A 25,657-nucleotide genomic window follows, 5' to 3' on the forward strand; every position below is an offset into this window, starting at 1 on the left:
TGGGTGGTGCCGAGGGAGGTGAGGTTTCCGGACGCCGCTCAACGGATGCTCAACAGCGGCGGCGCGGGCTGCGCATAATGACCCCATGCACGGGGAGCCGCCCGACCACGCGCCGCTGTACTTCGCCGCGCTGGGCCCCCTCGAGGTGCGTGCCGGAGCGCAGGCCATCGATCTGGGACCTCCGTTGCGCCGCGCGCTGCTGGGGCTGCTGCTTCGGGCGGCACCGCACGCCGTGACGGTCGAGCGACTCATCGACGAGCTCTGGCCGGCTGACCCGCCCCACGAGCCCGTGCGGAACCTGCAGGTCCACGTCTCGGCGCTCCGCAAGGTGCTGGCCCCAGGCGGTGGTGGCGGGGCGCTGCTCGAGACCGTCGGGAAGGCCTACCGCCTGACGGTGACACCCGATCAGGTCGACCTCGCGCGCTTCGGCTCCGCCCACGAGCGGGTCAGAGCGGCGTACGCGACGGGCGACCTCGTCGAGGTCGCGGCGGCGGCGGAGGAGGCACTGGGCCTGTGGCGGGGCGAGGCGTGGGCGGACCTGCGCCACCTCCCAGCCCTCGACCAGGTCGCGGTCGGCCTCGACGAACGGCGCCTGGAGGTCGTGGCGCTCAGGGCCGAGGCGCTCCTGCAGCAGGGCCGGCACCGTGACCTGGTGCCCGAGCTGGAGGAGGTGGTGGCGCGCAATCCCCTCCGGGAGGACCTCGTCGCGCCCTTGGTGCTGGCGCTGCACCGCAGTGGCCGCCAGGCAGACGCGCTCGCGGAGCTCGCCCGGCTCCGCCGGGCCAAGGTCGATGAGACGGGTCTCGAACCCGGTCGGGGCTTGCTCGACCTGCACCAGCGGGTGCTCGTGGACGACCCGTCCCTGCGAGTGGACGACGCCTCTGTGCGTGGACGTCGCAGGCTGCCGGCCACCACCACCCGGTTCTTCGGCAGGGCGTCCGAGATCGATGAGCTGGTGGCGCTGCTGCGGGAGCCGGACGTGCGTCTGGTGACGCTGACGGGTCCGGGGGGCATCGGCAAGACCCGCCTCGCCCTGGCTGTTGCCCATGAGCTGGCCTCCGACTTCCCCGACGGGGTCTGGTTCGTGGGGCTTGCGGACGTGCGCGACCCAGCGTTGGTGCTTCAGGCGATCGCCGGGACGCTCGGCGTGGACGAGGTCGGCGACGACTTCCTGACGCCGCTGAAGAAGCACCTGGCGCAGCGGCGGATGCTGCTCCTGCTGGACAACTTCGAGCAGGTGGACGAGGCGGCGCCGGTGGTCTCCGAGGTCCTCGCATCGGCCCAGGACATCTGCGCCCTGGTCACCAGCCGCAAGCGGCTCCAGGTGTACGGCGAGCACGTGCGGGTCGTCGGACCACTGGCCGAGGCCGACGCGGTCCCGCTGTTCGCGGCCCGGGCGCGCGAGGTCGCGCCATGGTTCGACTCCGGGGCCACGGACGTGATCGCGCACGTGTGCGCGACGCTCGACCGCATGCCGCTGGCGCTGGAGCTGGCGGCCGCCCGCGCCGACGAGATCAGCCTGCCCGACATGGCCAGTGGCCTGCTCGCCCGGTTGGAGCTGGCGTCGTACGAGCTGAGGGACCGCACGCCCCGGCAGCGCAGCCTGCGCGGAGCCGTCGCCTGGAGTGTCGACCTCCTCACCGCCGCAGAGGCCGCCGCCTTCCGGAGGCTGGGGGTCTTCGTCGGTGGCTTCGATGCTGACGCCGCGGCTGGGGTCGCCGGAGCGGACGTGGGCGTGCTGAAGGGCCTGACCCGCGCCAGCCTTCTCCATGTCGGCGGTCCGGGGCGGTTCCTCATGCTGGAGACCGTGCGCGAGTACGCCTTGGAGCTGCTGGCCGAGGACCTTGCCGAGACCGCCGACGCGCACGCCGAGTGGCAGCTCCGGACCGCGGAGGACGCGCTCGTGGGGATGCGCGGCCCCCGGCGTGCCGAGTGGTTCGACAGGCTGGCCGAGGAACGCGGCAACATGCGCGCCGCTATGACGTGGTGGGCCGGACGCGCCGAGTCCGGCGACCGTGCGGCGCCGGAGCTGTTGTTGCGGCTCGCGGCCGCCCAAGGGATCTACTGGTACCACACCAGCCCCGGGTCCGAGGACGTGTCGTGGTTGCCCCGCGCCATCCGCCTGGCACCGGAGGCGCCCGCCCTGACCGTGGGCCGGGCCCATCACGCGATGGCCATCTGCCAGGGCGAGCGGGGCCACGCCGCCGAGGCCCTGAGGCACAGCCGGGAGGCCTATGCCCGGATCGACGAGGCCGACGACCCGGCGTGGGCGGCCCGCGCGCTCAACACCCTCGGTGGACTGACCCGTGACCTCGGGCGGCCCGACGAGGCCGCGCCGATGATGGACGAGGCCATCGCACTCCGCCGCCGACTGGCCGATCCGGCGTTGCCGTTGACCCTGTCCCTCGTGAACCGGGCCATGATCGCCCTCGACCTCGACGACACCCCACATGCGCGGGTGTGCCTCGAGGAGAGCCTTGCGATCGAGACGGACCCCGTCGAGCGGGCCCTGGTGCTGCGCTGCCTCGCCGACGTGGCGTTGGCGGAGGGGGAGAACCGGCAGGCTGCCGACCACCTCCGGTCCGCTCTCGAGGTGCTTCGTGGCACTGGCCAGCGATACCGGCTCGTGGAGTGCCTGGAGACGATGGCCGTGCTCGCCGTGCACCGCACCGAGCCTGCGCTCGCCGCGACGCTGCTCGCTGCGGCTGACGCCGCCCTGGCGGAGGAGGAGTCCGTCGCGGTTCCCGCGGACGTGCGGTTCCGTGAGCGTCGTACGGGGTCCGCCCTTGCCGCCTTGGCGCCGGCCGGCCTTCACGCCGCGCGGGCCACAGGTGCGGCGCTCACCCTCGACGCGGCCCTCGACCTCGGGATGCGTTGCGTCGCTGACGAGCTCGGTCTGCTCGGCCGCGAATAGGGTGAGGGCCATGGGAGCCCTGCGCTGGATCGTTGCCGCCGAGCACGCCTGGGACGCGGTGCGCGCCAGGCGCGGCGCGCAGCGCCGGCCGGAGCACTTCCGGATCCAGTCCTACGAAGGCCACGGGTCGAGCGCGGGGATCGTGGTGCGCGGCCGGGTCGTGGACGACCCGCCTCTCTCCAGCGCCGTCTGGGGCGAGGGGATGCGAGCAGCCCTGCGCCGCCAGGTGCGCACGTTCCTGACCAACGAGCTGCCCGGCGTGCCGCTGCGGATCGAGGTCGCCGGCTCCGAGGCGTCGGTGGTGACCGACTCGGACGGCTACTTCCGCGCCCGCCTCGTCCCGGGCCCGCTCGACACGCCGTGGACCATGGGGACCGTCGAGCTGGCGGGGGACTACCGCGGCGTGTCCGGCCCCCACAACGCGGACCTCCGTGTCCACGTCCCGCGGCCGGGGGCGGACTTCGGGATCATCTCCGACATCGACGACACCATCCTCGAGACCGGGGTGCAGCGCGTCGGCACGATGGTGGCGCAGACCTTCACCGGCTCGTCCCTCACCCGCACCCCGTTCCCCGGCGTCGTCGAGCTCTACCGCGACCTGACGCGGGGTGGTGCCAACCCGGTCTTCTACGTGTCGTCGAGCCCGTGGAACCTGCACGCCTTCATCGACGGCTTCCTCCGCCACCGCGGCTTCCCGCTCGGGCCGGTGCTGCTGCGCGACCTGCTCGGCACGGCGGCCGGCCGGGAGGAGAAGCACGACCGCATCCGCGAGGTGCTCGAGCTGCACCCCGACCTGCGGTTCGTGCTGATCGGTGACTCCGGCGAGCGTGACCCCGAGATCTACGCCGACATCGTCCGCGAGCACCCCGGCCGGATCATCGCCGTCTACATCCGGGAGGTGCGCCTCGACCCCGGTGACGGGCGGGTCGAGCGGGTCACGGACGCGTGGGACCACGACACGCCCTTCGTCCTGGCGGCCGACAGCGACGCCGTACGCCGCCATGCCGCCGGGACCGGTCTGCTGCAGGTCGCGCCTGCTCCCACGGTCCGCGCCGTCCACCACCTCGACCTGTGGGTCGACGACGTCGCGACGGCCGAGTCGGAGTGGGGATGGCTGCTCGCGTGGTGCGGGTGGCAGCGCGAGGAGGGCATGCTGTCGTGGCTGCACGACGACGGGACGTACCTCTTCATGGAGCACTCGCCCGACCAGCACGGTGAGCACGACCGGCTGCGGCCGGGGATCAACCACCTCGCGATGATCGTCGGGTCCCGTGCCGACCTCGACCGGATGCGGGCCGAGTCGACCGAGCACGGATGGCACGAGATGTACGCCGACCGCTATCCGCACGCCGGTGGGGACCATCACGTCGCGCTCTACCTGGAGAACTCCGAGGGAGTCGAGGTGGAGGTCGTCGTCGGGCCGTGAGGCCGTCTCAGAACCGCGGGATCGACGGGGCGCTCGGGTTGGCGGTGTCAAGCGCCGGGTCGCCGGCCGGAAGGGTGCCGTCGAACCACTCGTCGCGCTTCCAGTCGGGGACCGGCGGCCGCTCGCCGGCGACGGGCACGAACACCGATCGCTGCGTCGGACCGTGGGTGTGGACGTAGCGGCGGCAGTTCGGGAAGACGGCGCGGACACGCACGCGTACGACGAGCTTGGCTCCAGGGAACTCGTCGACCAGCGGGTCCGCGGGATCGACGGAGGCCTCGCCGTTGAGCCGCAGCCGCGAGCCGTGGGAGAAGTCGATGAACAACAACCCGACCTGCGGGTTCTCGGTGAGGTTGCCGACGCTGAGGAACATCCCGTTGCCGTCGTAGACCGGGAACGCGATCGTCGTGGAGTCGACGACCCGGACGAATCCCGGATCGCCGCCCTTGTAGGAGCACTGCGGCTGCCCGGTGGCGTCCGCGGTGGCGAGGAAGAACATGTCGCGCGCCTCGATGAAGTCACGGAACGACGACACGTCGTCGCCCGCGACGCTGGCCAGGCGGTCGGCGAGCCGCCGCGTGTCGAAGCGGTCCTGCAGCTCACGGTGCGAGTCTCTGTACTCCATGTCGCCACCTCTCCCGGTCAAGCATGGCACCGACCTGACGGACCTTGAAGGGTCTGGGGCACGGCGACCGTGGCAGCTCGCGCACCTTGGGGTGGTCGCGCGGGGGGCCGCTCCGGTCTAGGTTGACCATGGCTGAACTTCTTCTCGGGAGGCACAGTGAGCTCAGACACCCTGATCGACGCGTCCTGGCTGGACTACCTGCTCGTCGCGATCTACTTCGGATTCGTCCTCGGCATCGGGGTGATGGCCCGGCGGTCGGTGTCCGACTCGATCGACTTCTTCCTCTCCGGCCGCTCGCTGCCCGCATGGGTGACGGGCCTGGCGTTCATCTCGGCCAACCTCGGCGCGGTCGAGATCATGGGCATGTCGGCCAACGGCGCGGAGATCGGCCTGCCGACGGTCCACTACTTCTGGGTCGGCGCGGTCCCGGCGATGCTGTTCCTCGGCGTCGTGATGATGCCGTTCTACTACGGCTCCAAGGTCAGGTCGGTCCCGGAGTTCATGTTCCGGCGGTTCGGCACCGGTGCCCACCTCGTCAACGCGATCAGCTTCGCGGTCGCACAGCTGCTCATCGCCGGCATCAACCTGGCGCTGCTGGCCGGCATCGTGCACGCCCTGCTCGGGTGGCCGATCTGGATCGCGCTCGTCGTCGCCGGCGCGGTCGTGCTGTCGTACATCACGCTCGGTGGCCTGAGCGCGGCGATCTACAACGAGGTGCTCCAGTTCTTCGTCATCGTGGCCTCGCTGCTGCCGCTCACCCTCATCGGCCTGCATCGCGTCGGCGGCTGGGACGGCCTCACCGACAAGGTCGACGCGGCCGCCGCGAACGCTCCTGCCGACGCCGCCGTGGCACCCGGCTCGCAGCAGCTGGAGTCCTGGCCCGGCCAGGCCCTGTCCGGGTTCGACTCGCCGTTGCTCTCGGTCATCGGCATCGTCTTCGGCCTCGGCTTCGTGCTGTCGTTCGGCTACTGGACGACGAACTTCGTCGAGGTCCAGCGCGCGATGGCCTCCGACTCGATCTCGGCGGCCCGCAAGACCCCCATCATCGGCGCGTTCCCCAAGATGTTCGTCCCGTTCATCGTGATCGTGCCCGGCATGGTCTCGGCCGTCCTGGTGCAGGAGATGATCGACCTCAAGAGCGGCGGCAGTCCCGAGGGCGGCGCCTCGGGGGAGGGGGTCGCCTACAACGACGCGCTGCTCCTGCTGATGCGCGACGTGTTGCCCAACGGCCTCCTCGGCCTCGCCATCGCGGGCCTCCTCGCCGCCTTCATGGCCGGCATGGCCGCCAACATCTCCGCTTTCAACACGGTTTTCTCCTACGACCTGTGGCAGCGCTACATCCGCAAGGACCACTCGGACGACTACTACCTGCGGATCGGCCGGCTCGCGACCGTCGGGGCGACGGTCATCGCGATCTTCACCGCGCAGATCGCGCTCGGCTACGACAACATCATGAACTACCTCCAGACCCTGTTCGGGTTCTTCAACGCGCCGCTGTTCGCGACGTTCATCCTGGGCATGTTCTGGAAGCGGATGACCCCGACCGCAGGCTGGGTCGGACTGGTCTTCGGCACCCTGTCGGCCATCGCCGTCGACCGGCTGGCCGCGGCCGGCGTAATCGACCTGCCCGGGCAGGGTGCCGCGTTCCTCGCCGCCTCGACGGCCTTCGTCGTCGACATCGTGCTCAGCGTCATCGTCTCGCTGGTCACGAAGCCCAAGCCCGCCTCCGAGCTCAGGGGCCTGGTCTACTCCGAGACGCCACGCGAGGACCTCGTCGACCCGGACGAGGCAGCCATGCCGTGGTGGCGCCGCACGATCCCGCTCGCCAGCATCGCGCTCGCGATGGTCATCGTCCTCAACTTCGCCTTCTGACTAGGGGCCACCATGTCCGACACGACCGACACCAACGCGACCACCGCCACGCCCCACAAGGCGGGACTGTTCGACGTCCGCAACATCATCGGTGCCCTCATGGCGGTCTACGGCGTGATCCTCACGCTGGCCGGGCTGCTCGGTGAGCACGAGCCCGAGAAGACCGGTGGGGTGAACGCCAACCTGTGGACCGGACTGGCGCTGCTCGTGGTCGGCGCCTTCTTCATCGGCTGGGCGCGGCTCAGGCCGATCGTGGTGCCGAGCGACTTCGACCGCCCCGACGACGACCCGACACGTCCGGCACCGCAGCGCAAGCGCCCGCCCGCCCACTGACCCGGGTCTAGGGTCTCCGCATGGAGAGCCTGGCGCGCGGTCCCGAGCTCGGCGTGCTCGTCGGTGAGCTCGAGGGTGAGCTCGACGAGCGGCTCGGCCCGGTCGATGCCGCGCTGGCCGCCCACTACCCGGGCGAGCGACCGGGCCGCCAGCCCGTGCACACCGTCTACGTGCCAGCCGACCGCTTCCACCCCGGCCTGGTCGCCGACTACGGTGCGGCCGCGCTGGCGTCGACCGAGGAGCACGAGGCGCTGCTGCTCGAGCTGGTCGGCGATGCCGACCTCCTCGCCCGGGTCCGCGAGAAGCTCGGGCGCGAGCCCGTCGAGGACCTGCGCATCGACCTCGAGGACGGCTACGGCACCCGCTCGGACGACGAGGAGGACGCGGACGCCCGACGGGCCGCCGGGGAACTGCGCGCGGCGATCGACGCGGGCGGTGCGCCGCCCTGCACCGGCATCCGCTTCAAGGGCTTCGAGGCGCCGACCCGCCGCCGCGGCCTGCGGACCCTCGCGCTGTTCCTCGGCCGGCTCGTCGAGACCGGTCCGCTCCCGGAGGGCTTCGTGGTCACGCTGCCGAAGGTGACCGCGGTGGAGCAGGTCGAGGCCCTGGTCCACACCACGCAGCGGCTGGAAGCGGCGCTCGGCCTGGCCGACGGGGCGCTGCACTTCGAGCTGCAGATCGAGACGCCGCAGTCGATCCTCGGTCCGGACGGCACCGCGTTGGTGGCGCGGATGATCCACGCCTCGTCCGGTCGCTGCACCGGTCTGCACTACGGCACCTACGACTACTCCGCCTACTGCGGCATCGCGGCCGCCCACCAGAGCCTCGCGCACCCCGTCGCCGACCACGCCAAGGCGATCATGCAGGCCGCAGCGGCGGGCACCGGCGTACGCCTCTCCGACGGCTCCACCAACGTCCTGCCCGTCGGCGGGCCGGACGAGGTGCGGGCCGCGTGGGCCGAGCACCTGCGGCTCGTCCGGCGCTCGCTGGAGCGCGGCTACTACCAGGGCTGGGACCTGCACCCCGCGCAGCTGCCGACCCGCTTCGCGGCCACCTTCGCGTTCTACCGCGAGGGTTTCGAGTCCACCGCCGCGCGGTTGCGGACCTACGTGACCCGTCAGGACTCCGGCATCCTCGACGAGCCGGCGACGGCCCGGGCGCTGGCCGACTTCCTGCTCCGTGGTCTGGACTGTGGCGCCCTGTCCGCCGCGGAGGCGCACGACGCGACCGGGCTCGACGCCGCCGCCTTGGCAGGGCTGGCACACCGCGCAGTCGGAGAGGGAGGCTGAGCCATGGGAATCGTCCTCGGACCCAACAGGTACGGCAAGGCGGAGACGCGGGTCGTACGGATCGTGCGCGACACCCCGCGCCACGAGATCCACGACCTCAACGTCTCCACGTCGCTGCGCGGTGACTTCGCCGCGGCCCACACCGACGGCGACCAGTCCCAGGTGCTGCCCACCGACACCCAGAAGAACACGGCATTCGCCTTCGCCAAGCGGCACGGCGTGACCTCGCCCGAGGACTACGCGCTCGCCCTGGGCGGTCGGCTGCTCGGGGCGACGCCGGCGGCGACCGGCGCAACGGTCTCGGTCGAGGAGTACGCCTGGGACCGGATCCTCGTCGACGACGCGGGCCACGACCACGCCTTCGTGCGTCGTGGGGGCGAGGTGCGGACCACGCTGGTCGACGTCACTGCGGACGAGGTCGTCGTGGTGTCGGGCCTCCACGACCTGGTCGTGCTCAAGTCCACCGGGTCGGAGTTCAAGGGCTTCCTGCGCGACGACTACACCACGCTTCCCGACGCCGACGACCGGATCCTGGCGACCGCGCTCCACGCGACGTGGCAGTACGCAGCCGACGCGGCCGCGCGTCCCGTCGACTGGAACGCGACGTACGACGCGGTGCGGGCGCTGCTGCTGGCCACGTTCGCGACGACGTACAGCCGGGCCCTTCAGGAGACGCTCTACGCCATGGGGAGCGCCGTGCTCGAGGCGCACGAGGAGATCGAGGAGATCTCCTTCGCCGCCCCCAACAAGCACCACTTCCTGGTCGACCTCGAGCCGTTCGGGCTGGACAACCCGGGCGAGGTGTTCGTCGCCGCGGACCGCCCCTACGGCCTGATCGAGGCGACCGTCACGCGGTCGTCCGAGGAGGGACGATGAGCGTCAGCGGGCCTGGCCTCGCGGCGTTCAACGCGATGACCGACGACGAGGCGAGCAGCCGGATGCTGACCTGGCTCGACGTGCCGCGCTGGGCCGAGGAGGTGGTGGCCGGACGCCCGTACGACGACGTCGACCAGCTCGAGGCGGCCATGGTCGCCGCGTCGGCGACGATCACCGACGACGAGCTGGAGCGAGCGCTGGCCCGCCACCCCCGCATCGGCGAGCGCGCCGACGCTGCCCGGCACGAGGCGGCCCACTCCACCCGCGAGCAGTCCGGGGTGGACCGGGGCGACGCCGACCTCGCCCGTCGGCTGGAGGAGGGCAACCGGGCCTACGAGGAGCGGTTCGGCCGGGTCTTCATCATCCGGGCCGCCGGCCGCAGCGGCCCCGAGATCCTCGAGCAGCTCCGGCTCCGGCTCGACAACACGGACGAGGCCGAGCGCGCCACGACCATCGACCAGCTGACCCAGATCGCGGTCCTGCGCATGAAGGAGGCGTTGTCCTGATGGCGTCGCTGAGCACCCACGTCCTCGACACCGCAGCCGGTCGGCCGGCCGTGGGCCTCCACCTGACGCTGGAGTCCGCAGACGGCGCGGTCGTGGCGAGCGGGGTCACCGACGACGACGGGCGCGTCGGCGCCCTCGCTGCCGACCTGCCGGCCGGCGACCACCGGATCCGCTTCGACACCGGCGCCTGGTTCGCCGGGCAGGGCCTCACGGCGTTCTACCCGGAGGTCGTCGTCGCCTTCACCGTCGGCGACGAGGCTGATGAGCACTTCCACGTGCCGCTGCTGCTGAGCCCGTTCGGCTACTCGACCTACCGGGGAAGCTGAGCGTGGCGGTCGAGACCCTCGTCCGTGCTCGGCGAGCCGTCGTCGGGGGTGCGGAGGCGGCGGTGGCCGTGCGGGTCCGCGACGGGGTCGTCGTCGGCGTCGGCGCGTACGACGAGCCGGCAGGCGGCGCGGAGGTCGTCGAGCTCGCCGACGACGAGGTGCTGCTCCCCGGCCTCGTCGACACCCACGTGCACGTCAACGAGCCCGGTCGCACCGAGTGGGAGGGGTTCGCCAGCGCGACCAGGGCGGCGGCCGCCGGCGGTGTCACCACCATCGTCGACATGCCGCTCAACAGCATCCCGCCGACCACGACCGTGGCCGCGCTGGAGGAGAAGCGCGCGGTCGCCGCCGGCCAGGCCTACGTCGACGTCGGGTTCTGGGGCGGCTCCGTGCCGGGCAACGTCGCCGACCTGGCCGGGCTCCACGAGGCGGGGGTGTTCGGCTTCAAGTGCTTCCTGCTGGACTCCGGCGTCGAGGAGTTCCCGCACCTTCCGCCGACCGACTTCGCCGCGGCGATGACCGAGACCGCCCGGCTCGGGGCACTGATGATCGTGCACGCCGAGGACGGCGAGGTCGTCAGCGAGTGCGCCCACGGGATGTCGTACGACGCGTTCCTGGCGAGCCGCCCCGAGGCCGCCGAGGAGCGGGCCATCGGGCTGGTCCTCGACACCGCGCGGGCCTCCGGTGCCCGCGCGCACGTCGTCCACCTCAGCGCCTCCGGCGCGGTGCCCGCCCTGCGCGCGGCCCGGGCCGCGGGGGTGGACGTGTCGGTCGAGACCTGTCCCCACTACCTCCACTTCGAGTCCGGCTCGATCCCGGACGGCGCCACCGAGCTCAAGTGCTGCCCGCCGATCCGCGACGACGCCAACCGCGACGCCCTCTGGGCCGCTCTCGCCGGCGGGGACATCGACATGGTCGTCAGCGACCACTCGCCGTGCACTGCCGACCTCAAGCGGCAGGACACCGGCGACTTCGCCGAGGCGTGGGGAGGCATCGCGTCCCTCCAGCTCGGCCTGCCGGTCGTGTGGACCACGGCCCGCGAGCGCGGCGTGCCACTGGCGGCGGTGGTCGGCTGGATGGCGACGGCCCCTGCCCGGCGCGTGGGCCTGACCGGCAAGGGGGAGATCGCGGTGGGTGCCGACGCAGACCTCTGCGTCTTCGCGCCCGACGAGTCGTGGGTGGTCGACCCGGCGCGGCTGCACCACAAGAACCCCGTGTCGCCCTACGCCGGGCGTACGCTCACCGGCACCGTCCGCCGGACCTGGCTGCGCGGCGCACCGATCGACCTCGACGCCGAGCCGCGCGGGCGGCTGCTGAGAAGGGGAGACACATGAGCGAGCGCAGCGAGGTCATCATCCAACGCAGCGCGACATGTGCCTCATGCGCGCACGGAGCGAAGCGAGTACGTGCATGAGCTACTGGGTGCCGAAGGGCGGCCTGCCGGCGCAGACCGACCTCACGACCGACCGGGCCGTCTTCACCGAGGCGTACGCCGTGCTGCCGCGCGGCACCATGCGCGACATCGTGACGAGCCGGCTGCCGCACTGGGACGACACCCGGTTGTGGGTCATCGCGCGCCCGCTGTCGGGATTCGCGGAGACCTTCTCCTGGTACGTCGTGGAGGTCTCGGCCGGCGGCGGGTCGGAGCGCCCCGACGACGACCCGGACGCCGAGGCGGTGCTGTTCGTCGTCGGGGGCACGGTCGAGCTCACCATCGGGGGCGTCGCCCACCGGGTCGGCCCCGGCGGCTACGCGTTCCTCCCGCCGGGCACGCGCTGGACGCTGCGCAACGAGACGTCCGCGCCGGCCACCTTCCACTGGATCCGCAAGGCCTACGAGCGCGTGGACGGCGTCGAGGTCCCGGAGGCGTTCGTCGTCCAGGAGCACGACGTCGCCGTGGAGCCGATGCCCCACACGGACGGTGCCTGGGGCACCCAGCGCTTCGTCGACCCGCTCGACGTCCGGCACGACATGCACGTCAACATCGTCAGCTTCGAGCCCGGGGGAGCCATCCCCTTCCCCGAGACCCACGTGATGGAGCACGGCCTCTACGTCCTCGAGGGCAAGGCCGTCTACCTGCTCAACAAGGACTGGGTCGAGGTGCAGGAGGGCGACTTCATGTGGCTGCGCGCCTTCTGCCCGCAGGCGTGCTACGCCGGCGGGCCCGGCCGGTTCCGCTACCTGCTCTACAAGGACGTCAACCGGCACCCCCGGCTGCGCCCGGTCCAGGCGTGAGGTTGACCCCTGATGTGAGCCCCGTCACGTAGCATGGACGGCGGCAGGTCGTCGTTCCGCATGGCAAACCGGCGGCCCGTGACTCCCTCAACCATGCACGAAGGGGAGGGACGTGCCCGAGCCACACATCACCGTCAACGGGCGGCCACGCCCGCTGGTCGGCATGCCCGTCCACACCAACGCGCTCGACTTCCTGCGCGGCCTCGGGCTCACCGGTGCCAAGGAGGGCTGCGCGGAGGGCGAGTGCGGTGCCTGCGCGGTCCTGGTCGCGCGGCCCGACGGGGCTCGCAGCCGGTGGACGCCGGTCAACGCCTGCCTGGTGCCGGCCCTCGCGCTCGACGGCCAGGAGGTCCTCACCGCCGAGGGGCTCGGTGACCCCGACCACCTGCACCCCGTCCAGGCCGAGCTGGCCGTGCGCGGCGGCTCGCAGTGCGGCTACTGCACGCCGGGGTTCGCCTGCTCGATGGCGGCGGAGTACTACCGGCCCGGTCGGGAGCGGGGTCCCGACGGCTTCGACCTGCACGCGATCGGCGGCAACCTCTGCCGCTGCACCGGCTACCGCCCGATCCGCGACGCCGCGTGGGCTCTCGGCCCGCCCCCGTCCGGGGACCCGCTCGCGGAGCGGCAAGTCAGTCCCGCGCCCGCTGTGGTGCCGACGCGGGTCGACGGCTTCGCCCGGCCCACCGACCTCGCCGAGGCGCTCTCGCTCCTGGCCGAGCACCCCGACGCCACGGTGGTCGCCGGGGCCACCGACTGGGGCGTGGAGGCCAACCTGCGCGGCAGCCGGGCGGCGTACGTCGTGGCGGTCGACCGGCTGCCCGAGCTGCGCGAGGTCACGACCGGCAACACGATCGAGATCGGTGCGGCCCTCACCCTGAGCGAGGTCGAGACCGCGCTCGGCGACACCGTCCCGCTCCTGGCGCAGGTCTGGCCGCAGTTCGCCTCGCGGTTGATCCGCAACGGCGCCACCATCGGCGGCAACCTCGCGACCGCGTCCCCGATCGGCGACCTGGCCCCCGCCCTGCTCGCCCTCGACGCGACCCTGGTGCTCGCCTCCGCCGACGGCGACCGTGAGGTGCCTCTGGCCGGGTTCTTCGCCGGCTACCGCGAGACCGTCCTGCGGCCCGGCGAGCTCATCCGGGCCGTGCGGCTCCCGGCGCCGCTCGCCGCGCACACGACCTTCCGCAAGATCGCCAAGCGCCGGTCCGACGACATCTCCAGCGTGGCGATCGCCGCCGCCCTCGACGTCGTCGACGGCAGCGTCGTCCGGGCCCGCATCGGGCTCGGCGGCATCGCCGCGACGCCCGTGCGCGCGTACGCCACCGAGGCCGTCCTCGAGGGGGCGCCCTGGACGTCCGAGACCGTCGAGGCCGCATCCGCGGTCCTGGCACAGGAGGGCACCCCGATCGACGACCAGCGCGCCAGCGCCGCCTATCGGTCGGCCATGCTCGGCAACGCCCTCCGGGCGTGGTGGGCAGAACGATGAGCCACCTGTCCCGGCGCCCCGACGACGCGGTCGTCGGGCTCGCGCTGCCCCACGAGAGCGCGGCCCTGCACGTCACCGGCCACGCCCTCTACACCGACGACCTGGTGCAACGGACGCTCGGCGTCCTGCACGCGCACCCGGTCTGCTCGCCGCACCCGCACGCCCGGGTCACCCGCATCGACACCGCGCCCGCACTGGCCGTCGCGGGCGTCGTACGCGTGCTGACCGCCGACGACGTGCCCGGCACCAACGACTCGGGCGTGAAGCACGACGAGCCGCTGTTCCCCGAGATCGTGATGTTCGTCGGGCACGCGGTCTGCTGGGTGCTGGGGGAGACCCTCGAGGCCGCCCGGCTCGGCGCGGAGGCCGTCGAGGTCGACTACGAGCCCCTGCCCGCGATCGTCGCGCTCACCGAGGCCATCGACGCCGAGAGCTTCCAGGGCGGCCAGCCCGTCCTCTCCCGCGGCGACGTCGAGCAGGGCCTGGGCGGCGCGACCCACGTCTTCAGTGGCGTCACCGAGATGGCCGGCCAGGAGCACTTCTACCTCGAGACCCACGCCTCCCTGGCCCTCGTCGACGAGGGCGGCCAGGTGTTCGTGCAGAGCAGCACCCAGCACCCGACCGAGACGCAGGAGATCGTGGCGCACGTGCTCGGCCTCGACAGCCACCACGTCACCGTGCAGTGCCTACGGATGGGCGGTGGGTTCGGTGGCAAGGAGATGCAGCCGCACGGCTTCGCCGCGGTCGCCGCCCTCGGCGCCACCCTGACCGGCCGGCCGGTCCGGCTGCGGCTCAGCCGGACCCACGACATGACGATGACCGGCAAGCGCCACGGCTTCCACGCGCAGTGGCGGGTCGGCTTCGACGACGAGGGTCGGCTGACGGCGCTCGAGGCCACGCTGACCTCCGACGGCGGCTGGAGCCTCGACCTCAGCGAGCCCGTGCTCGCGCGGGCGCTGTGCCACGTCGACAACGCCTACTGGATCCCGCACGTCCGGCTCCTCGGCCGGGTCGCTCGCACGCACAAGACCTCGCAGACCGCGTTCCGCGGCTTCGGGGGACCGCAGGGGATGCTGGTGATCGAGGACATCCTCGGTCGCTGCGCCCCGCTGCTCGGGATCGACCCGGTCGAGCTGCGGAGCAGCAACTTCTACGTCGAGGGCCAGGCCACGCCCTACGGCCAGGGGGTGCGCCACCCCGAACGCCTGGTCGCCGCGTGGGACCAGGTGCTCAGAAGTGCTCGGGTCGCCGGCCGGCGGGAGGAGATCGCCGCGTTCAACGCCGCGCACGAGCACACCAAGCGCGGTCTGGCCGTGACCCCGGTGAAGTTCGGGATCTCCTTCAACTTCACGGCGTTCAACCAGGCGGGGGCGCTGGTGCACGTCTACAAGGACGGCTCCGTGCTGATCAACCACGGGGGCACCGAGATGGGCCAGGGGCTGCACACGAAGATGCTCCAGGTCGCGGCGACGACGCTCGGCATCCCCCTCGAGCGCGTACGCCTTGCGCCCACCCGGACCGACAAGGTGCCCAACACGTCCGCCACCGCGGCCAGCTCGAGCGCCGACCTCAACGGCGGCGCGGTCAAGGACGCCTGCGAGCAGATCCTCACGCGGCTCACCGACGTCGCCGCGGGACGTGAGCTGTCCTGGGACGAGCTGGTCCGCGAGGCCTACTTCAGCCGGGTGCAGCTGTGGGCGGCCGGGTTCTACCGGACCGAGGGCATCCACTGGGACTCCACGGTGATGCGCGGCCACCCGTTCAAGTACTTCGCCTACGGCGTCGCGGCCGCCGAGGTGGAGGTCGACGGCTTCACCGGCGCCTACCGGACCCGGCGGGTCGACATCGTGCACGACGTCGGCGACAGCCTCTCACCGCTCGTCGACCTCGGGCAGGTCGAGGGCGGGTTCGTGCAGGGGATGGGCTGGCTGACCCTGGAGGACCTGCGGTGGGACGAGTCCGACGGCCCCGGTCGCGGCCGGCTGACGACGCAGTCCGCCAGCACCTACAAGCTCCCGGCCTTCAGCGAGCTGCCCGACGAGCTCAATGTCGCGCTGCTCGAGCGTGCCCACGAGGACGGCGTGGTCTACGGCTCCAAGGCCGTCGGCGAGCCGCCGCTGATGCTCGCGTTCGCCGTACGCGAGGCGCTGCGCGACGCGGTCGGTGCGTTCGGACCCGACGGCACCAGCGTCGCCCTCGCGTCGCCGGCCACTCCAGAGGCGGTGTTCTGGGCGACGGAGCGTGCCCGGAGCGCGAGCCCCGCCAGCCTGGTCGAGGGCCTGCCCGGCCTCGTCCCCGACCAGCCCGACCCGACCGCGCCCCGTCTGCATCCGACCTCCGAGCAGGTTGCCGAGCAGGCTGCCGACACCCCTGCGGGGACCTGACATGCACTGGCTGGCGGCGGTCGCGCGGCTCCGCGAGGAGCGGGAGGCGGGGGTCCTCGTCACCGTCGCTGACGTGCGCGGGCACGCGCCGCGCGACGCAGGCGCCAAGATGGTGGTCGCGAGCGGACGCACGTGGGGCAGCGTCGGCGGCGGCAACCTGGAGGAGACCGCCGTGGTGCGAGCGCGGGCGATGCTCGCGACCCACGTCGGTTCGCCCGAGCAGCTGATGGTCGGGCTCAGCGACAAGACCCGCACCGAGCACGGACGGCAGTGCTGCGGCGGCGAGGTCACCCTCCTGCTGGAGCCGCTGCCGGTGGTCCCGTCCGTCGCCGTCTTCGGCGTGGGTCACGTCGGGCTCGAGCTCGCCCGCATCCTGGCGGGGCACGACGTCGACCTGCACCTGGTCGACTCGCGGGCCGACCAGCTCGCGGACGAGCGGCTGGCCGTGGTCGCGGACGGGCAGGCGCGGGTCCAGGTGCACCACTCACCCGTCCCCGAGCTCGCGCTCGGGTCGGTGCCGCAGGGCACGCACGTGCTGGTGATGACCCACGACCATGCCGAGGACTTCGCGCTGTGCGACGCAGCGCTCCGCTGCACCCATCTCGGCACGATCGGGCTGATCGGGTCGGCCGCCAAGTGGGCGCGCTTCCGGTCGGGGCTGGCCGTGGAGGGGCACGACGCGGCGGCCATCGACCGCATCCGCTGCCCCATCGGGCTGCCGGGCCTGCCCGGCAAGGAGCCGCCCGCCATCGCCGTGTCGGTCGCCGCCGAGCTGCTTCAGCTGTTCGCGACCCACGGCGTCCGGGCAGGCAGATGACGAGCGCGGAGGTCGTCTACCGCGCCCGCGCGTACGACACCCCCGGCGACCCCTTCGCCGACGATGCCGTCGCGCCCGGGTTCCGCTACGACGACGACCTGGGCCTCGCCGTCTCCGGGGACGGGGTGATCGTGGCCCGCGGGCCGTTCGCGACCGTCGCGGCCGCCCATCCGGACGCCGTCGTGCTCGACCTCCGGGCCGGCATCCTGCTGCCCGGGCTGGTGGACACCCACGTCCACTTCCCGCAGGTCCGGGTCATCGGGGCGCTCGGGATGCCGCTCCTGGAGTGGCTCGAGCGCTGCGCGCTGCCCGAGGAGCAGCACCTCGCCGACCCCGCGTACGCCGCCACCATCGCCGGTGAGTTCGTCGCGGGCCTGATCGCCGCGGGGACGACCACGTCGCTCGTCTTCGGGTCGCACTTCGCGCCCGCCGTCGACGCGCTCTTCGCGGAGGCGGAGCGCTACGGGCTGCGGGTGACGAGCGGGCTGGTCGTCAGCGACCGGGTGCTGCCCGCGCCGCTGCTCACGACGCCCGAACGCGCGCACGCCGAGGCGCTCGACCTGGCGACGCGGTGGCACGGTCGGGGGCGGCTCCGCTACGCCGTCACCCCGCGCTTCTCGTTGTCGGCGTCCGACCCGATGCTCGCCGCCTGCGCGGCGGTGATGGCCGACATCGGGGACGCCTGCTTCACCTCGCACGTCAACGAGAACCCTGCCGAAGTGGCCACGGTGTCGGGCCAGTTCCCCGACCGGGCGCACTACGTCGACACCTACGACCACCACGGGCTGCTCGGCCCGCTCTCGGTCCTCGCCCACGACGTGCACCCGACCGACGCCGAGCTGTCCGTCCTCGCCGCGACTGGGACGGCGGTGGCCTACTGCCCGACCAGCAACTCCGCCCTGGGCTCCGGCATGTTCCCGCTCCGCCGGCACGTCACGGCGGGCGTCCGCGTCGCCCTCGGCAGCGATGTGGGGGCGGGCACCGGATTCTCGATCTTCAAGGAGGGCCTGCAGGCCTACTTCCTCCAGCACCTCCTCGGTGGGGAGGGCATGCGACTCACCGCGGCCCACCTGCTCCACCTCAGCACCGCGGCCGGGGCCGCCGCGCTCGGGCTCGCCGACACCGTCGGCGACCTCTCCGAGGGCAAGCAGTTCGACGCGATCCTGGTCCGGCCGCCGGCAGGGACCTCCCTCGACATCGGCCTCCGGCACGCGGACTCGCCGGAGGGTGCCCTCGGCAAGGTCTTCGCGCTGGCCGGCGATGCCGACGTCGCGGAGGTGTGGGTCGGCGGCGAGCAGGTCGCGTCGGGCGGGTTCGTGCGCCCGGTCAGTCGCCGACCGTCGAGCGAGGCGACCTCGTGCCTGGGTCACTGACGTGCGTCGGACGCGGGCGTGGTGACTCAGCCGCCGGAGAAGGAGGCGCACACCGCCGCGACCCGCGATTTGCGCTGTGGAGATCGACGTCATCCAGCCAGCATGGATCCATGGCAGACATGCCGAGGCACTGGTACGAGGACTACGAGCGTGGCCGGCCCGGCTACCCAGAGCAGGTCGTTGATCTCGCCGAGCTCGCGCCGACGGCGACGGCGCTCGATCTGGCTGCCGGGACGGGCAAGCTCACCCGTCAGCTCGTCTCGAGGATCGCGCACGTCGTGGCCGTCGAGCCGGACCCTGACATGCGTCGCCTGCTCGTTGCAGGTTGCCCAGCTGTCGACGTGAAAGACGGCACCGCGGAACAGCTTCCCCTCACGGACGACGCGGTCGACGGGGTCTTCGTGGCCCAGGCCTTCCACTGGTTCGACAACGAGCCCGCGTTGATGGAGATCGCACGCGTCCTGCGACCGGGCGGGGTGCTCGTGGTGATGTGGAACGTGGCGACCGGATCCGCCGTCCCCTCCATCACGGCTGTCGAGGAGCTTCTTTCCCCCCTCTGGCCTCGAGACTCAGGGTTCCCACTCGACATGACGAGTGGCGACTGGGCACCCCGTGCCTGGGACCTGCCGATCGCCAAGAGGACCTTCAACCCGATCTGTGAAGCGCGGCTGGCGAATCCTCAGGCTGTCGACGCGCAGGGGCTCGTCGCCTTCTTCGGCTCCATGGGCTGGGTTGGCAGCCTTCCAGATGAGAAGTGGCAGCCACTCGTCGACGCCATGACGTCTCACCTCAGCGCCTCGGAGTATGTGCTGCCCTGGCAGACACGCGTGCAGTGGACAAGGCTCCGCGCAACGATCTGACCAAGGGCCACGTTCGCGTCGAGGCGTTCAGACGAGCGGGCCTTCGAAGCCGAGCCGTCGAGTCTGCTGCTGATGACAGCGCGTCACCTGTGGGGACGAACGAGCTAGGTCGAAGGTTGCTCGTGATATCCACGAGCAGACTTCGAGCTTGGGCCTGCATCGCCGATCTCGGCCATTGAGTGAAGATCAGTCGCCACGCGCCAGCAGGACGTCGTACGCCTGCAGGGTGAGGAAGTCGGGGTAGTCCTCGTCGAGGGCGCACTCGACGAAGAGCCGGCGCGCGTCGTCGTCCACCGTCCCGTCCAGCGCGGTGTGCTCCTCGGCGACGATGCGCTCCACGAGGTCGTGGGTGACGACCTCGCCGGTGTCGAGGCGTACGCCGTTGTGGACCCACTGCCAGACCTGGGACCGCGAGATCTCGGCGGTGGCGGCGTCCTCCATCAGGTTGTCGATGCCGGCGGCGCCGTTGCCCGAGAGCCAGGCGTGGAGGTACTGCATGCCGATGCGGACGTTGCCGCGCAGCCCCTGCTCGGTGCGCTCACCGGGCGTCCGGTCGATCGCCAGCAGGTCGGCGGCGGAGACCGCTACGTCGTCGCGGAGCACGTCGAGCTGATTGTCGCGCCCGGCCAGGACCCCGTCGAAGACCTCCGCGCAGACCGGGACGAGGTCGGGGTGGGCCACCCACGAGCCGTCGAACCCGGCCGAGGCCTCGCGGGTCTTGTCCTCGCGCACCTTCGCGAACGCGCGCTCGTTGACCTCGGGATCGCGGCGGCTCGGGATGAACGCCGCCATGCCGCCGATCGCGAAGGCGCCGCGGCGGTGGCAGGTGCGGACCAGCAGGTCGCTGTAGGCCTTCATCATCGGCGCTGCCATGGTCACCGCGTTGCGGTCGGGGAGGGTGAAGGCGGGGCCCGCGTCGCGGAAGTTCTTGATGATGCTGAACAGGTAGTCCCACCGGCCCGCGTTCAGTCCGGCGGCGTGCTCGCGGAGCTCGAAGAGGATCTCGTCCATCTCGAAGGCCGCGGTGATCGTCTCGATGAGCACGGTCGCCCGGACCGACCCGTGCGGCACCCCCAGCGCCGCCTCGGCATGGGTGAAGACGTCGTTCCAGAGCCGCGCCTCGAGGTGGGACTCCAGCTTGGGCAGGTAGTAGTACGGCCCGCTGCCGCCGGCCAGCAGCTCGCGGGCGTTGTGGAAGAAGTGCAGCCCGAAGTCGACGAGCGCCGCCACCACCGGCCGCCCGCCGGCGGCCAGGTGGGCCTCGTCGAAGTGCCAGCCGCGGGGGCGCGGCAGGACCACGGGCGTCCGCGCGGGATCGGCGACGGCGTAGTGCTTGCCCTCCGGGGAGGTGAACGAGAGCTGACCTCGTACGGCGTCACGGAGGGTGAGCTGGCCGCCCACCACGTTGCGCCAGTGCGGGGTGTTGGCGTCCTCGAGGTCGGCGAGCCAGACGCGGGCACCGGAGTTGAGCGCGTTGATCGCCATCTTCGGGTCGGTGGGACCGGTGATCTCGACGCGTCGGTCTCGCAGGTCCGCCGGCACCGCGGCGACGGTCCAGTCACCGGCGCGCACGTCGGCCGTGCCGGGGAGGAAGTCGAGGGTGCCGGTGCGGGCGGTCTCAGCGCGCCGTTCGCGCCTGGCGGCGAGCAGCTCGTCGCGCCGGTCGTGGAACCGGGCGTCGAGGTCGGCGACGAAGGCGAGTGCCTCGGGAGTGAGGACCTCCTCGGACCTCGGCACGGGCGGGGCGGAGATCTCGAGACGGTCCATCAGCTCACGCTAGTGGTCCGCCTCAGGCGGCGGAAGCGATCAGCTCCGTGCGCTCCGCCGCAAGCAGCACAGCCCCGACGAGCGAGGCGCGCTCGCCCAGCTCGGACGCCTCCACAGGGGTGGCCGCCACGGCGTCGAGGGCGTGCCGGCGCAGCCCGATCCGCGCCGACTCCAGGAGCAGCTCGCCCGCGCGTGCCATGTCGCCGCCGACGACGACCAGCCCAGGGTTGAGCAGGTTGACGACGCTCGCGAGCGCCCAGCCGAGGTGCAGCCCGGCGTCCTCGAGCGCCCGGACTGCCGAGACGTTGCCCGCGCGGGCCGCGGCGACGATCTCGTCGACGCCCGCGCCGGGCAGCTGGGTCTGCATCATCGCCTGCAGCGCACCGGTGGACGTGTAGGCCTCCAGGCAGCCGCGGCTGCCGCACCGGCACACCGGACCCGACTCGTCGAGCGTCAGGTGCCCGATCTCTCCGGCCGTGCCGCCGCTGCCGTGGAAGAGGCGGTCCTCCAGGACGATGCCGGCACCGACACCGGAGGAGACCTTCACGAAGACGGAGTTCGCGTGCCCGCGGGCGACTCCCTGCCGGTGCTCGGCGAGGGCGCCGAGGTTGGCGTCGTTCTCGGCGTGCACCTCGAGGCCGAACCGTTCCCGCGCGGCGTCGAGGGCGTTGACCCCGACCCATCCCGGCAGGATCGCGGAGCTGCGCACGATCCCGTCGGTCATCGGCGCCGGCAGTCCCATCCCGACGCAGCGCAGGGTGTCGGCGTCGACCCCGGCGTCGGCCAGCACCTCGTCGAGGAGGGCGGCCGCGGCGTCGAGGCCCGCACGGCTCGGGTGCCCGGGGTCCAGGGGCGTACGACGCTCGCCCAGCAGGGTGCCGGTGAGGTCGCCCACGGCCACCGAGACGTGGCTGTGCCCGAAGTCGACCCCCGCGACCAGGCCCGCCGACGCCGCGAGCGTCACGGTCGTCCCGCGCCGCCCGCTGCCCGGCTCGGTCGCGACCAGGCCGGCCGCGGCGAGGTCCCGGACGATGCTCGACACGGTGGCGGGGGCCAGTCCGGTCTGGCGCGCCAGGTCGGCCTGGGTGACGTGGCCGCCGGTGCGCAGCACGTCGACGACGCGCTGCTGGTTGGCCGATCGCAACGAGGCGTTCGAACCGGGGGAGCCGGTGGCGGACATGGCGAAAGAGTGGAGCATGCAGCATGTAGCCGTCAAGAGACGCACGCTAGGTCACAAATGGTCACGATTTGGATGGTTTTGTGTTCGACTCTTGACGACAAGGCGTGGCGGTCATCACACTCTCCGAGAACCCACGGGCTCGCCCACGAGCCATCACCACCAGGAGATCCCATGTCACGTTCCCACCGCGTCGCCGGCGTCGGCGCCGCCATCTTGATCGGTGCGCTCGGCCTGACCGCCTGTGGCGCCAACGACGCCCAGACCGGCGGCGACGACGACGCCGGAGACGGCGGCGGCGAGAGCAAGGTCATCGCACTGCTGCTCCCGGAGTCGAAGACCACCCGCTACGAGGCGTTCGACAAGCCCCTGTTCGAGGACAAGGTCGCCGAGCTGTGCGACGACTGCGAGGTCGTCTACTACAACGCCGACCAGGACGAGGCGAAGCAGACCCAGCAGGTCGACACCGCCATCTCCGAGGGCGCGAGCGTCATCGTGCTCGACCCGGTGAACGGTGCCGGTGCCGGTGGCATGGTCACCTCCGCCCAGGACGCCGGCGCCACGGTCATCGCCTACGACCGCTTCATCGCCGAGGCCGACTACTACATGTCCTTCGACAACGAGACCGTCGGCAAGATGCAGGCCGAGGCGCTCGTCGAGGCGATGGGCGACGAGGGCGGCATCCTCATGCTCAACGGCTCGCCCGACGACCCCAACGCCGCCCAGTTCAAGGCCGGCGCCCACTCGGTCCTCGACGGCAGCGGCGTCGAGATCCTCGAGGAGTACGACAACCCCGACTGGAGCCCGGAGAACGCGCAGAAGTTCGTCACCGACCAGCTCAGCAAGTACGACACCTCTGACATCCAGGGCGTCTACGCCGCCAACGACGGCCAGGCCGGTGGCGTCGTCGCCGCCCTCACCGGTGGTGGGTTCTCCCCCGACGACCTGCCCCCGATCACGGGCCAGGACGCCGAGGTCGCCGCGATCCAGCGGATCCTCGCGGGTCAGCAGGCGATGACCATCTACAAGCCGATCCCGATCGAGGCCGAGACGGCCGCCGAGCTCGCGGTCAAGCTCGCCAACGGCGAGGACGTCGGCACGAGCACCGACAGTGGTGTCGAGCAGACCGACTACGAGGGCGTCCCGTCCTACATCTTCGACCCGATCGTCGTCACCGCCGACAACGTCGCCGACACCGTGATCGCCGACGGCTTCTACTCCGCCGAGGACATCTGCACCGGCGAGTACGTCGAGGCGTGCGAGGCGGCTGGCATCTCCTGATGTCGACGTCCGTGGCAGACCGCGCGCCGGCCGGGGAGGTCGTACTCTCCCTGGCCGGCGTCAGCAAACGATTCGGCGCCGTCCAGGCCCTCTCGGACGTCCACATGGACGTCCGGGCGGGCGAGGTCGTCGCCCTGGTCGGCGACAACGGCGCCGGCAAGTCCACCCTGGTCAAGGTCATCTCGGGCGTCTACGAGCCCGACGGCGGAGACATCACCTTCGCCGGCCGCAAGGTGACCGTGGGTGGTCCCTCGGAGGCGCAGGCCCTCGGCATCGCCACCGTGTTCCAGGACCTCGCGCTGTGCGACAACCTCGACGTGGTCGCCAACCTCTTCCTCGGTCAGGAGCAGCTCGCAGGCCCCTTCATCGACGAGGTCGGCATGGAGAAGGAGGCGTGGCGCCTGCTCAAGACGCTCTCCGCCAAGATCCCCAGCGTCCGGATCCCGATCGCCGCGCTGTCCGGAGGCCAGCGGCAGACCGTCGCGATCGCCCGAAGCCTGGTCGGCAGCCCCCAGGTCGTCATGCTCGACGAGCCCACCGCGGCGCTGGGCGTCGCCCAGACCGCCGAGGTGCTCAACCTCATCGAGCGGCTCCGCGAGACCGGTCTCGGCGTCATCCTGATCAGCCACAACATGGCGGACGTCCAGGCCGTGGCCGACCGCATCGTGGTGCTCCGCCTGGGCAAGAACGCGGCCGAGTTCCGGGTCGAGGACGCCTCGACCGCTGAGCTGGTCGCGGCGATCACCGGCGCGTCCGACAACGTGGTCGCCAGCCGCGCCTCCCGGCGCAGCGCGTCCACCCAGACCGAGACCCACATCGAGAGTGGTGAGCAGGATGGTTGACCAGGAAGCCCCCGCCTCGACCGTCGCCGCCGACCTGGCCGACGAGCGGCTCCTCGCCACCCACGGCATCGGCGGCTACGGCCATCTCATGTGGAACCGTCTGCGGTCCGGTGAGCTGGGCAGCCTTCCGGTCATCGTCGGGCTCGCGATCATCAGCATCGGCTTCTACACCGCCGAGCCGAGGTTCCTCTCCTCGCGCAGCCTCGTCTCGATCACCCAGTTCGCGGCGCCGGTGGGCATCATCGCCCTGGGCATCGTGCTGGTGCTGCTGCTCGGCGAGATCGACCTCTCGGTCGGGTCGGTGAGCGGGTTCGCCTCAGCGGTGATGGCCGTGACGCTGCTCGACCAGGGCCAGTCGATGGTCGTCGCGATGCTCGCCGGCATCCTCGTCGGCGTCGCGATCGGTGCGCTATACGCGGTGCTCTACACCAAGCTGGGCGTGCCATCGTTCGTGTTCTCGCTGGCAGGCCTGCTCGGCTTCCAGGGAGCGCTGCTCTACGTCCTGGGCGCCAACGGCACGCGCAACCTGCCCTCGGACTCGTTCCTGGTGGACTTCACCCGGTTCCAGTTCGTCACCCCGACGATGTCCTACGTGCTCGTCGGGGCGACGGTGGTGGTCTTCGTCCTCGCCCAGCTCTGGGGGATCCGGCAGCGCACCGCAGCCGGCCTGAGTGCTCCCTCCGTCACCCTCGTGGGCGTCAAGGCGGCCCTGCTGCTCGTCTCGCTGGGCCTGCTCACCTGGTACGTCAACATCGACCGCGGCTGGACCTACATCTGGGTCTTCTTCGTCGTGCTCGTCGTGCTGATGGACCTGGTGCTGCGCCGTACGCGGTGGGGACGCCACGTCTACGCCGTGGGTGGCAACGAGGAAGCCGCGCGTCGCTCCGGCATCAAGGTCGACCGGGTCTACTTCTCGGTCTTCGTGGCGTGCTCGACGCTGGCCGCCCTCGGTGGCCTGCTGGCCGCCGGGCTGCAGACCAGCGTGTCGCAGGCCAGCGGCACCAACGACACCAACCTGACCGCGATCGCGGCCGCGGTCATCGGTGGGACGTCGCTGTTCGGTGGGCGCGGCTCGGCCTACTCCGCCATGCTCGGCATCATCGTGCTCCAGGCGATCCAGACCGGCCTCAACCTGATCGGGGTGGACTCCTCGGTGCGCTTCATGGTGACGGGTGGGGTGCTCCTCCTGGCCGTCGCGATCGACTCGGTGTCGAGGCGCGCCCGGTCGTCCAGCGGACGAGGCTAGCCCTCGCGATAACCTCGTCGGG

At 72.0% G+C, this 25,657-nt stretch carries 21 protein-coding genes; 18 read left to right on the plus strand and 3 right to left on the minus strand.

Annotated elements, in window-relative coordinates; all coding sequences use genetic code 11:
- The first annotated feature begins 85 nt into the window (after positions 1-85).
- Positions 86-2,914 (plus strand): AfsR/SARP family transcriptional regulator, encoded by a 2,829-nt coding sequence (locus J3P44_RS20915; RefSeq protein ID WP_255892405.1) that lies wholly within the window; start codon positions 86-88, stop codon positions 2,912-2,914.
- 10 nt (positions 2,915-2,924) lie between these two features.
- Positions 2,925-4,340 (plus strand): phosphatase domain-containing protein, encoded by a 1,416-nt coding sequence (locus J3P44_RS20920; RefSeq protein ID WP_255892406.1) that lies wholly within the window; start codon positions 2,925-2,927, stop codon positions 4,338-4,340.
- A 7-nt stretch (positions 4,341-4,347) separates the two neighbouring features.
- Here the strand turns inward: J3P44_RS20920 and J3P44_RS20925 are convergent, their stop codons facing one another.
- Positions 4,348-4,965 (minus strand): pyridoxamine 5'-phosphate oxidase family protein, encoded by a 618-nt coding sequence (locus tag J3P44_RS20925; protein WP_255892407.1) that lies wholly within the window; start codon positions 4,963-4,965, stop codon positions 4,348-4,350.
- Positions 4,966-5,121: 156 nt separating this feature from the next.
- Between J3P44_RS20925 and J3P44_RS20930 the strand changes: the two genes are divergently transcribed.
- The 13 genes from J3P44_RS20930 (at position 5,122) to J3P44_RS20990 (ending at position 19,322) form a co-directional block, all read left to right on the plus strand.
- Entirely contained in the window at positions 5,122-6,837 is a 1,716-nt protein-coding gene (locus J3P44_RS20930; RefSeq protein ID WP_255892408.1) for a sodium:solute symporter family protein, read from the plus strand.
- A 12-nt stretch (positions 6,838-6,849) separates the two neighbouring features.
- Positions 6,850-7,170 carry a hypothetical protein gene (locus J3P44_RS20935; RefSeq protein ID WP_255892409.1) on the plus strand — a complete coding sequence of 107 codons (321 nt, stop codon included), beginning with the start codon at positions 6,850-6,852 and terminating at the stop codon, positions 7,168-7,170.
- Positions 7,171-7,190: 20 nt separating this feature from the next.
- Positions 7,191-8,459 carry a DUF6986 family protein gene (locus J3P44_RS20940; protein WP_255892410.1) on the plus strand — a complete coding sequence of 423 codons (1,269 nt, stop codon included), beginning with the start codon at positions 7,191-7,193 and terminating at the stop codon, positions 8,457-8,459.
- Positions 8,460-8,462: 3 nt separating this feature from the next.
- Positions 8,463-9,335 (plus strand): factor-independent urate hydroxylase, encoded by an 873-nt coding sequence (pucL, locus tag J3P44_RS20945; protein WP_255892411.1) that lies wholly within the window; start codon positions 8,463-8,465, stop codon positions 9,333-9,335.
- The gene (gene uraD / locus J3P44_RS20950; RefSeq protein ID WP_255892412.1) at positions 9,332-9,841 is read left to right on the plus strand and encodes a 2-oxo-4-hydroxy-4-carboxy-5-ureidoimidazoline decarboxylase; all 510 of its coding nucleotides are present in this window, start codon (positions 9,332-9,334) and stop codon (positions 9,839-9,841) included. The genes pucL and uraD overlap by 4 nt, the downstream gene beginning before the upstream one ends.
- Positions 9,841-10,167 carry a hydroxyisourate hydrolase gene (gene uraH, locus J3P44_RS20955; RefSeq protein WP_255892413.1) on the plus strand — a complete coding sequence of 109 codons (327 nt, stop codon included), beginning with the start codon at positions 9,841-9,843 and terminating at the stop codon, positions 10,165-10,167. Before uraD ends, uraH begins: the two co-directional genes overlap by 1 nt.
- Before the next feature lie 2 nt (positions 10,168-10,169).
- Positions 10,170-11,501: an allantoinase AllB gene (allB, locus tag J3P44_RS20960; RefSeq protein ID WP_255892414.1), complete on the plus strand. Its 1,332-nt coding sequence runs from the start codon at positions 10,170-10,172 to the stop codon at positions 11,499-11,501.
- 76 nt (positions 11,502-11,577) lie between these two features.
- Positions 11,578-12,402 (plus strand): bifunctional allantoicase/(S)-ureidoglycine aminohydrolase, encoded by an 825-nt coding sequence (locus J3P44_RS20965; protein ID WP_255892415.1) that lies wholly within the window; start codon positions 11,578-11,580, stop codon positions 12,400-12,402.
- A gap of 112 nt (positions 12,403-12,514) precedes the next feature.
- Positions 12,515-13,888: a xanthine dehydrogenase small subunit gene (locus tag J3P44_RS20970; protein ID WP_255892416.1), complete on the plus strand. Its 1,374-nt coding sequence runs from the start codon at positions 12,515-12,517 to the stop codon at positions 13,886-13,888.
- Positions 13,885-16,272, plus strand: coding sequence for a xanthine dehydrogenase molybdopterin binding subunit (gene xdhB, locus J3P44_RS20975; RefSeq protein ID WP_255892417.1), 2,388 nt, complete (start codon positions 13,885-13,887; stop codon positions 16,270-16,272). The genes J3P44_RS20970 and xdhB overlap by 4 nt, the downstream gene beginning before the upstream one ends.
- Before the next feature lies 1 nt (position 16,273).
- Positions 16,274-17,089, plus strand: coding sequence for a xanthine dehydrogenase accessory protein XdhC (gene xdhC, locus J3P44_RS20980; RefSeq protein ID WP_255892418.1), 816 nt, complete (start codon positions 16,274-16,276; stop codon positions 17,087-17,089).
- Entirely contained in the window at positions 17,086-18,462 is a 1,377-nt protein-coding gene (locus J3P44_RS20985; RefSeq protein ID WP_255892419.1) for a guanine deaminase, read from the plus strand. The genes xdhC and J3P44_RS20985 overlap by 4 nt, the downstream gene beginning before the upstream one ends.
- A gap of 110 nt (positions 18,463-18,572) precedes the next feature.
- Entirely contained in the window at positions 18,573-19,322 is a 750-nt protein-coding gene (locus J3P44_RS20990; protein ID WP_255892420.1) for a class I SAM-dependent methyltransferase, read from the plus strand.
- Between the two features lie 186 nt (positions 19,323-19,508).
- Here the strand turns inward: J3P44_RS20990 and aceB are convergent, their stop codons facing one another.
- Positions 19,509-21,089 carry a malate synthase A gene (gene aceB, locus J3P44_RS20995; protein ID WP_255892421.1) on the minus strand — a complete coding sequence of 527 codons (1,581 nt, stop codon included), beginning with the start codon at positions 21,087-21,089 and terminating at the stop codon, positions 19,509-19,511.
- 22 nt (positions 21,090-21,111) lie between these two features.
- Positions 21,112-22,269 carry an ROK family transcriptional regulator gene (locus tag J3P44_RS21000; RefSeq protein WP_255892422.1) on the minus strand — a complete coding sequence of 386 codons (1,158 nt, stop codon included), beginning with the start codon at positions 22,267-22,269 and terminating at the stop codon, positions 21,112-21,114.
- A 171-nt stretch (positions 22,270-22,440) separates the two neighbouring features.
- On the opposite strand from J3P44_RS21000, the gene J3P44_RS21005 reads away from it, so the two are divergent.
- Genes J3P44_RS21005 through J3P44_RS21015 form a run of 3 tightly spaced genes read left to right on the plus strand, consistent with a single transcriptional unit; the run spans position 22,441 to position 25,635 of the window.
- Positions 22,441-23,547 carry a substrate-binding domain-containing protein gene (locus J3P44_RS21005; RefSeq protein WP_255892423.1) on the plus strand — a complete coding sequence of 369 codons (1,107 nt, stop codon included), beginning with the start codon at positions 22,441-22,443 and terminating at the stop codon, positions 23,545-23,547.
- On the plus strand, positions 23,547-24,389 hold the full coding sequence (locus tag J3P44_RS21010) for an ATP-binding cassette domain-containing protein (RefSeq protein WP_255892424.1): 843 nt from the start codon (positions 23,547-23,549) through the stop codon (positions 24,387-24,389). Before J3P44_RS21005 ends, J3P44_RS21010 begins: the two co-directional genes overlap by 1 nt.
- Positions 24,382-25,635: a sugar ABC transporter permease gene (locus J3P44_RS21015; protein ID WP_255892425.1), complete on the plus strand. Its 1,254-nt coding sequence runs from the start codon at positions 24,382-24,384 to the stop codon at positions 25,633-25,635. The genes J3P44_RS21010 and J3P44_RS21015 overlap by 8 nt, the downstream gene beginning before the upstream one ends.
- Positions 25,636-25,657 lie beyond the last annotated feature (22 nt).

The organism is Nocardioides astragali, assembly GCF_024436375.1.
GTDB classification, from domain to species: domain Bacteria; phylum Actinomycetota; class Actinomycetes; order Propionibacteriales; family Nocardioidaceae; genus Nocardioides; species Nocardioides astragali.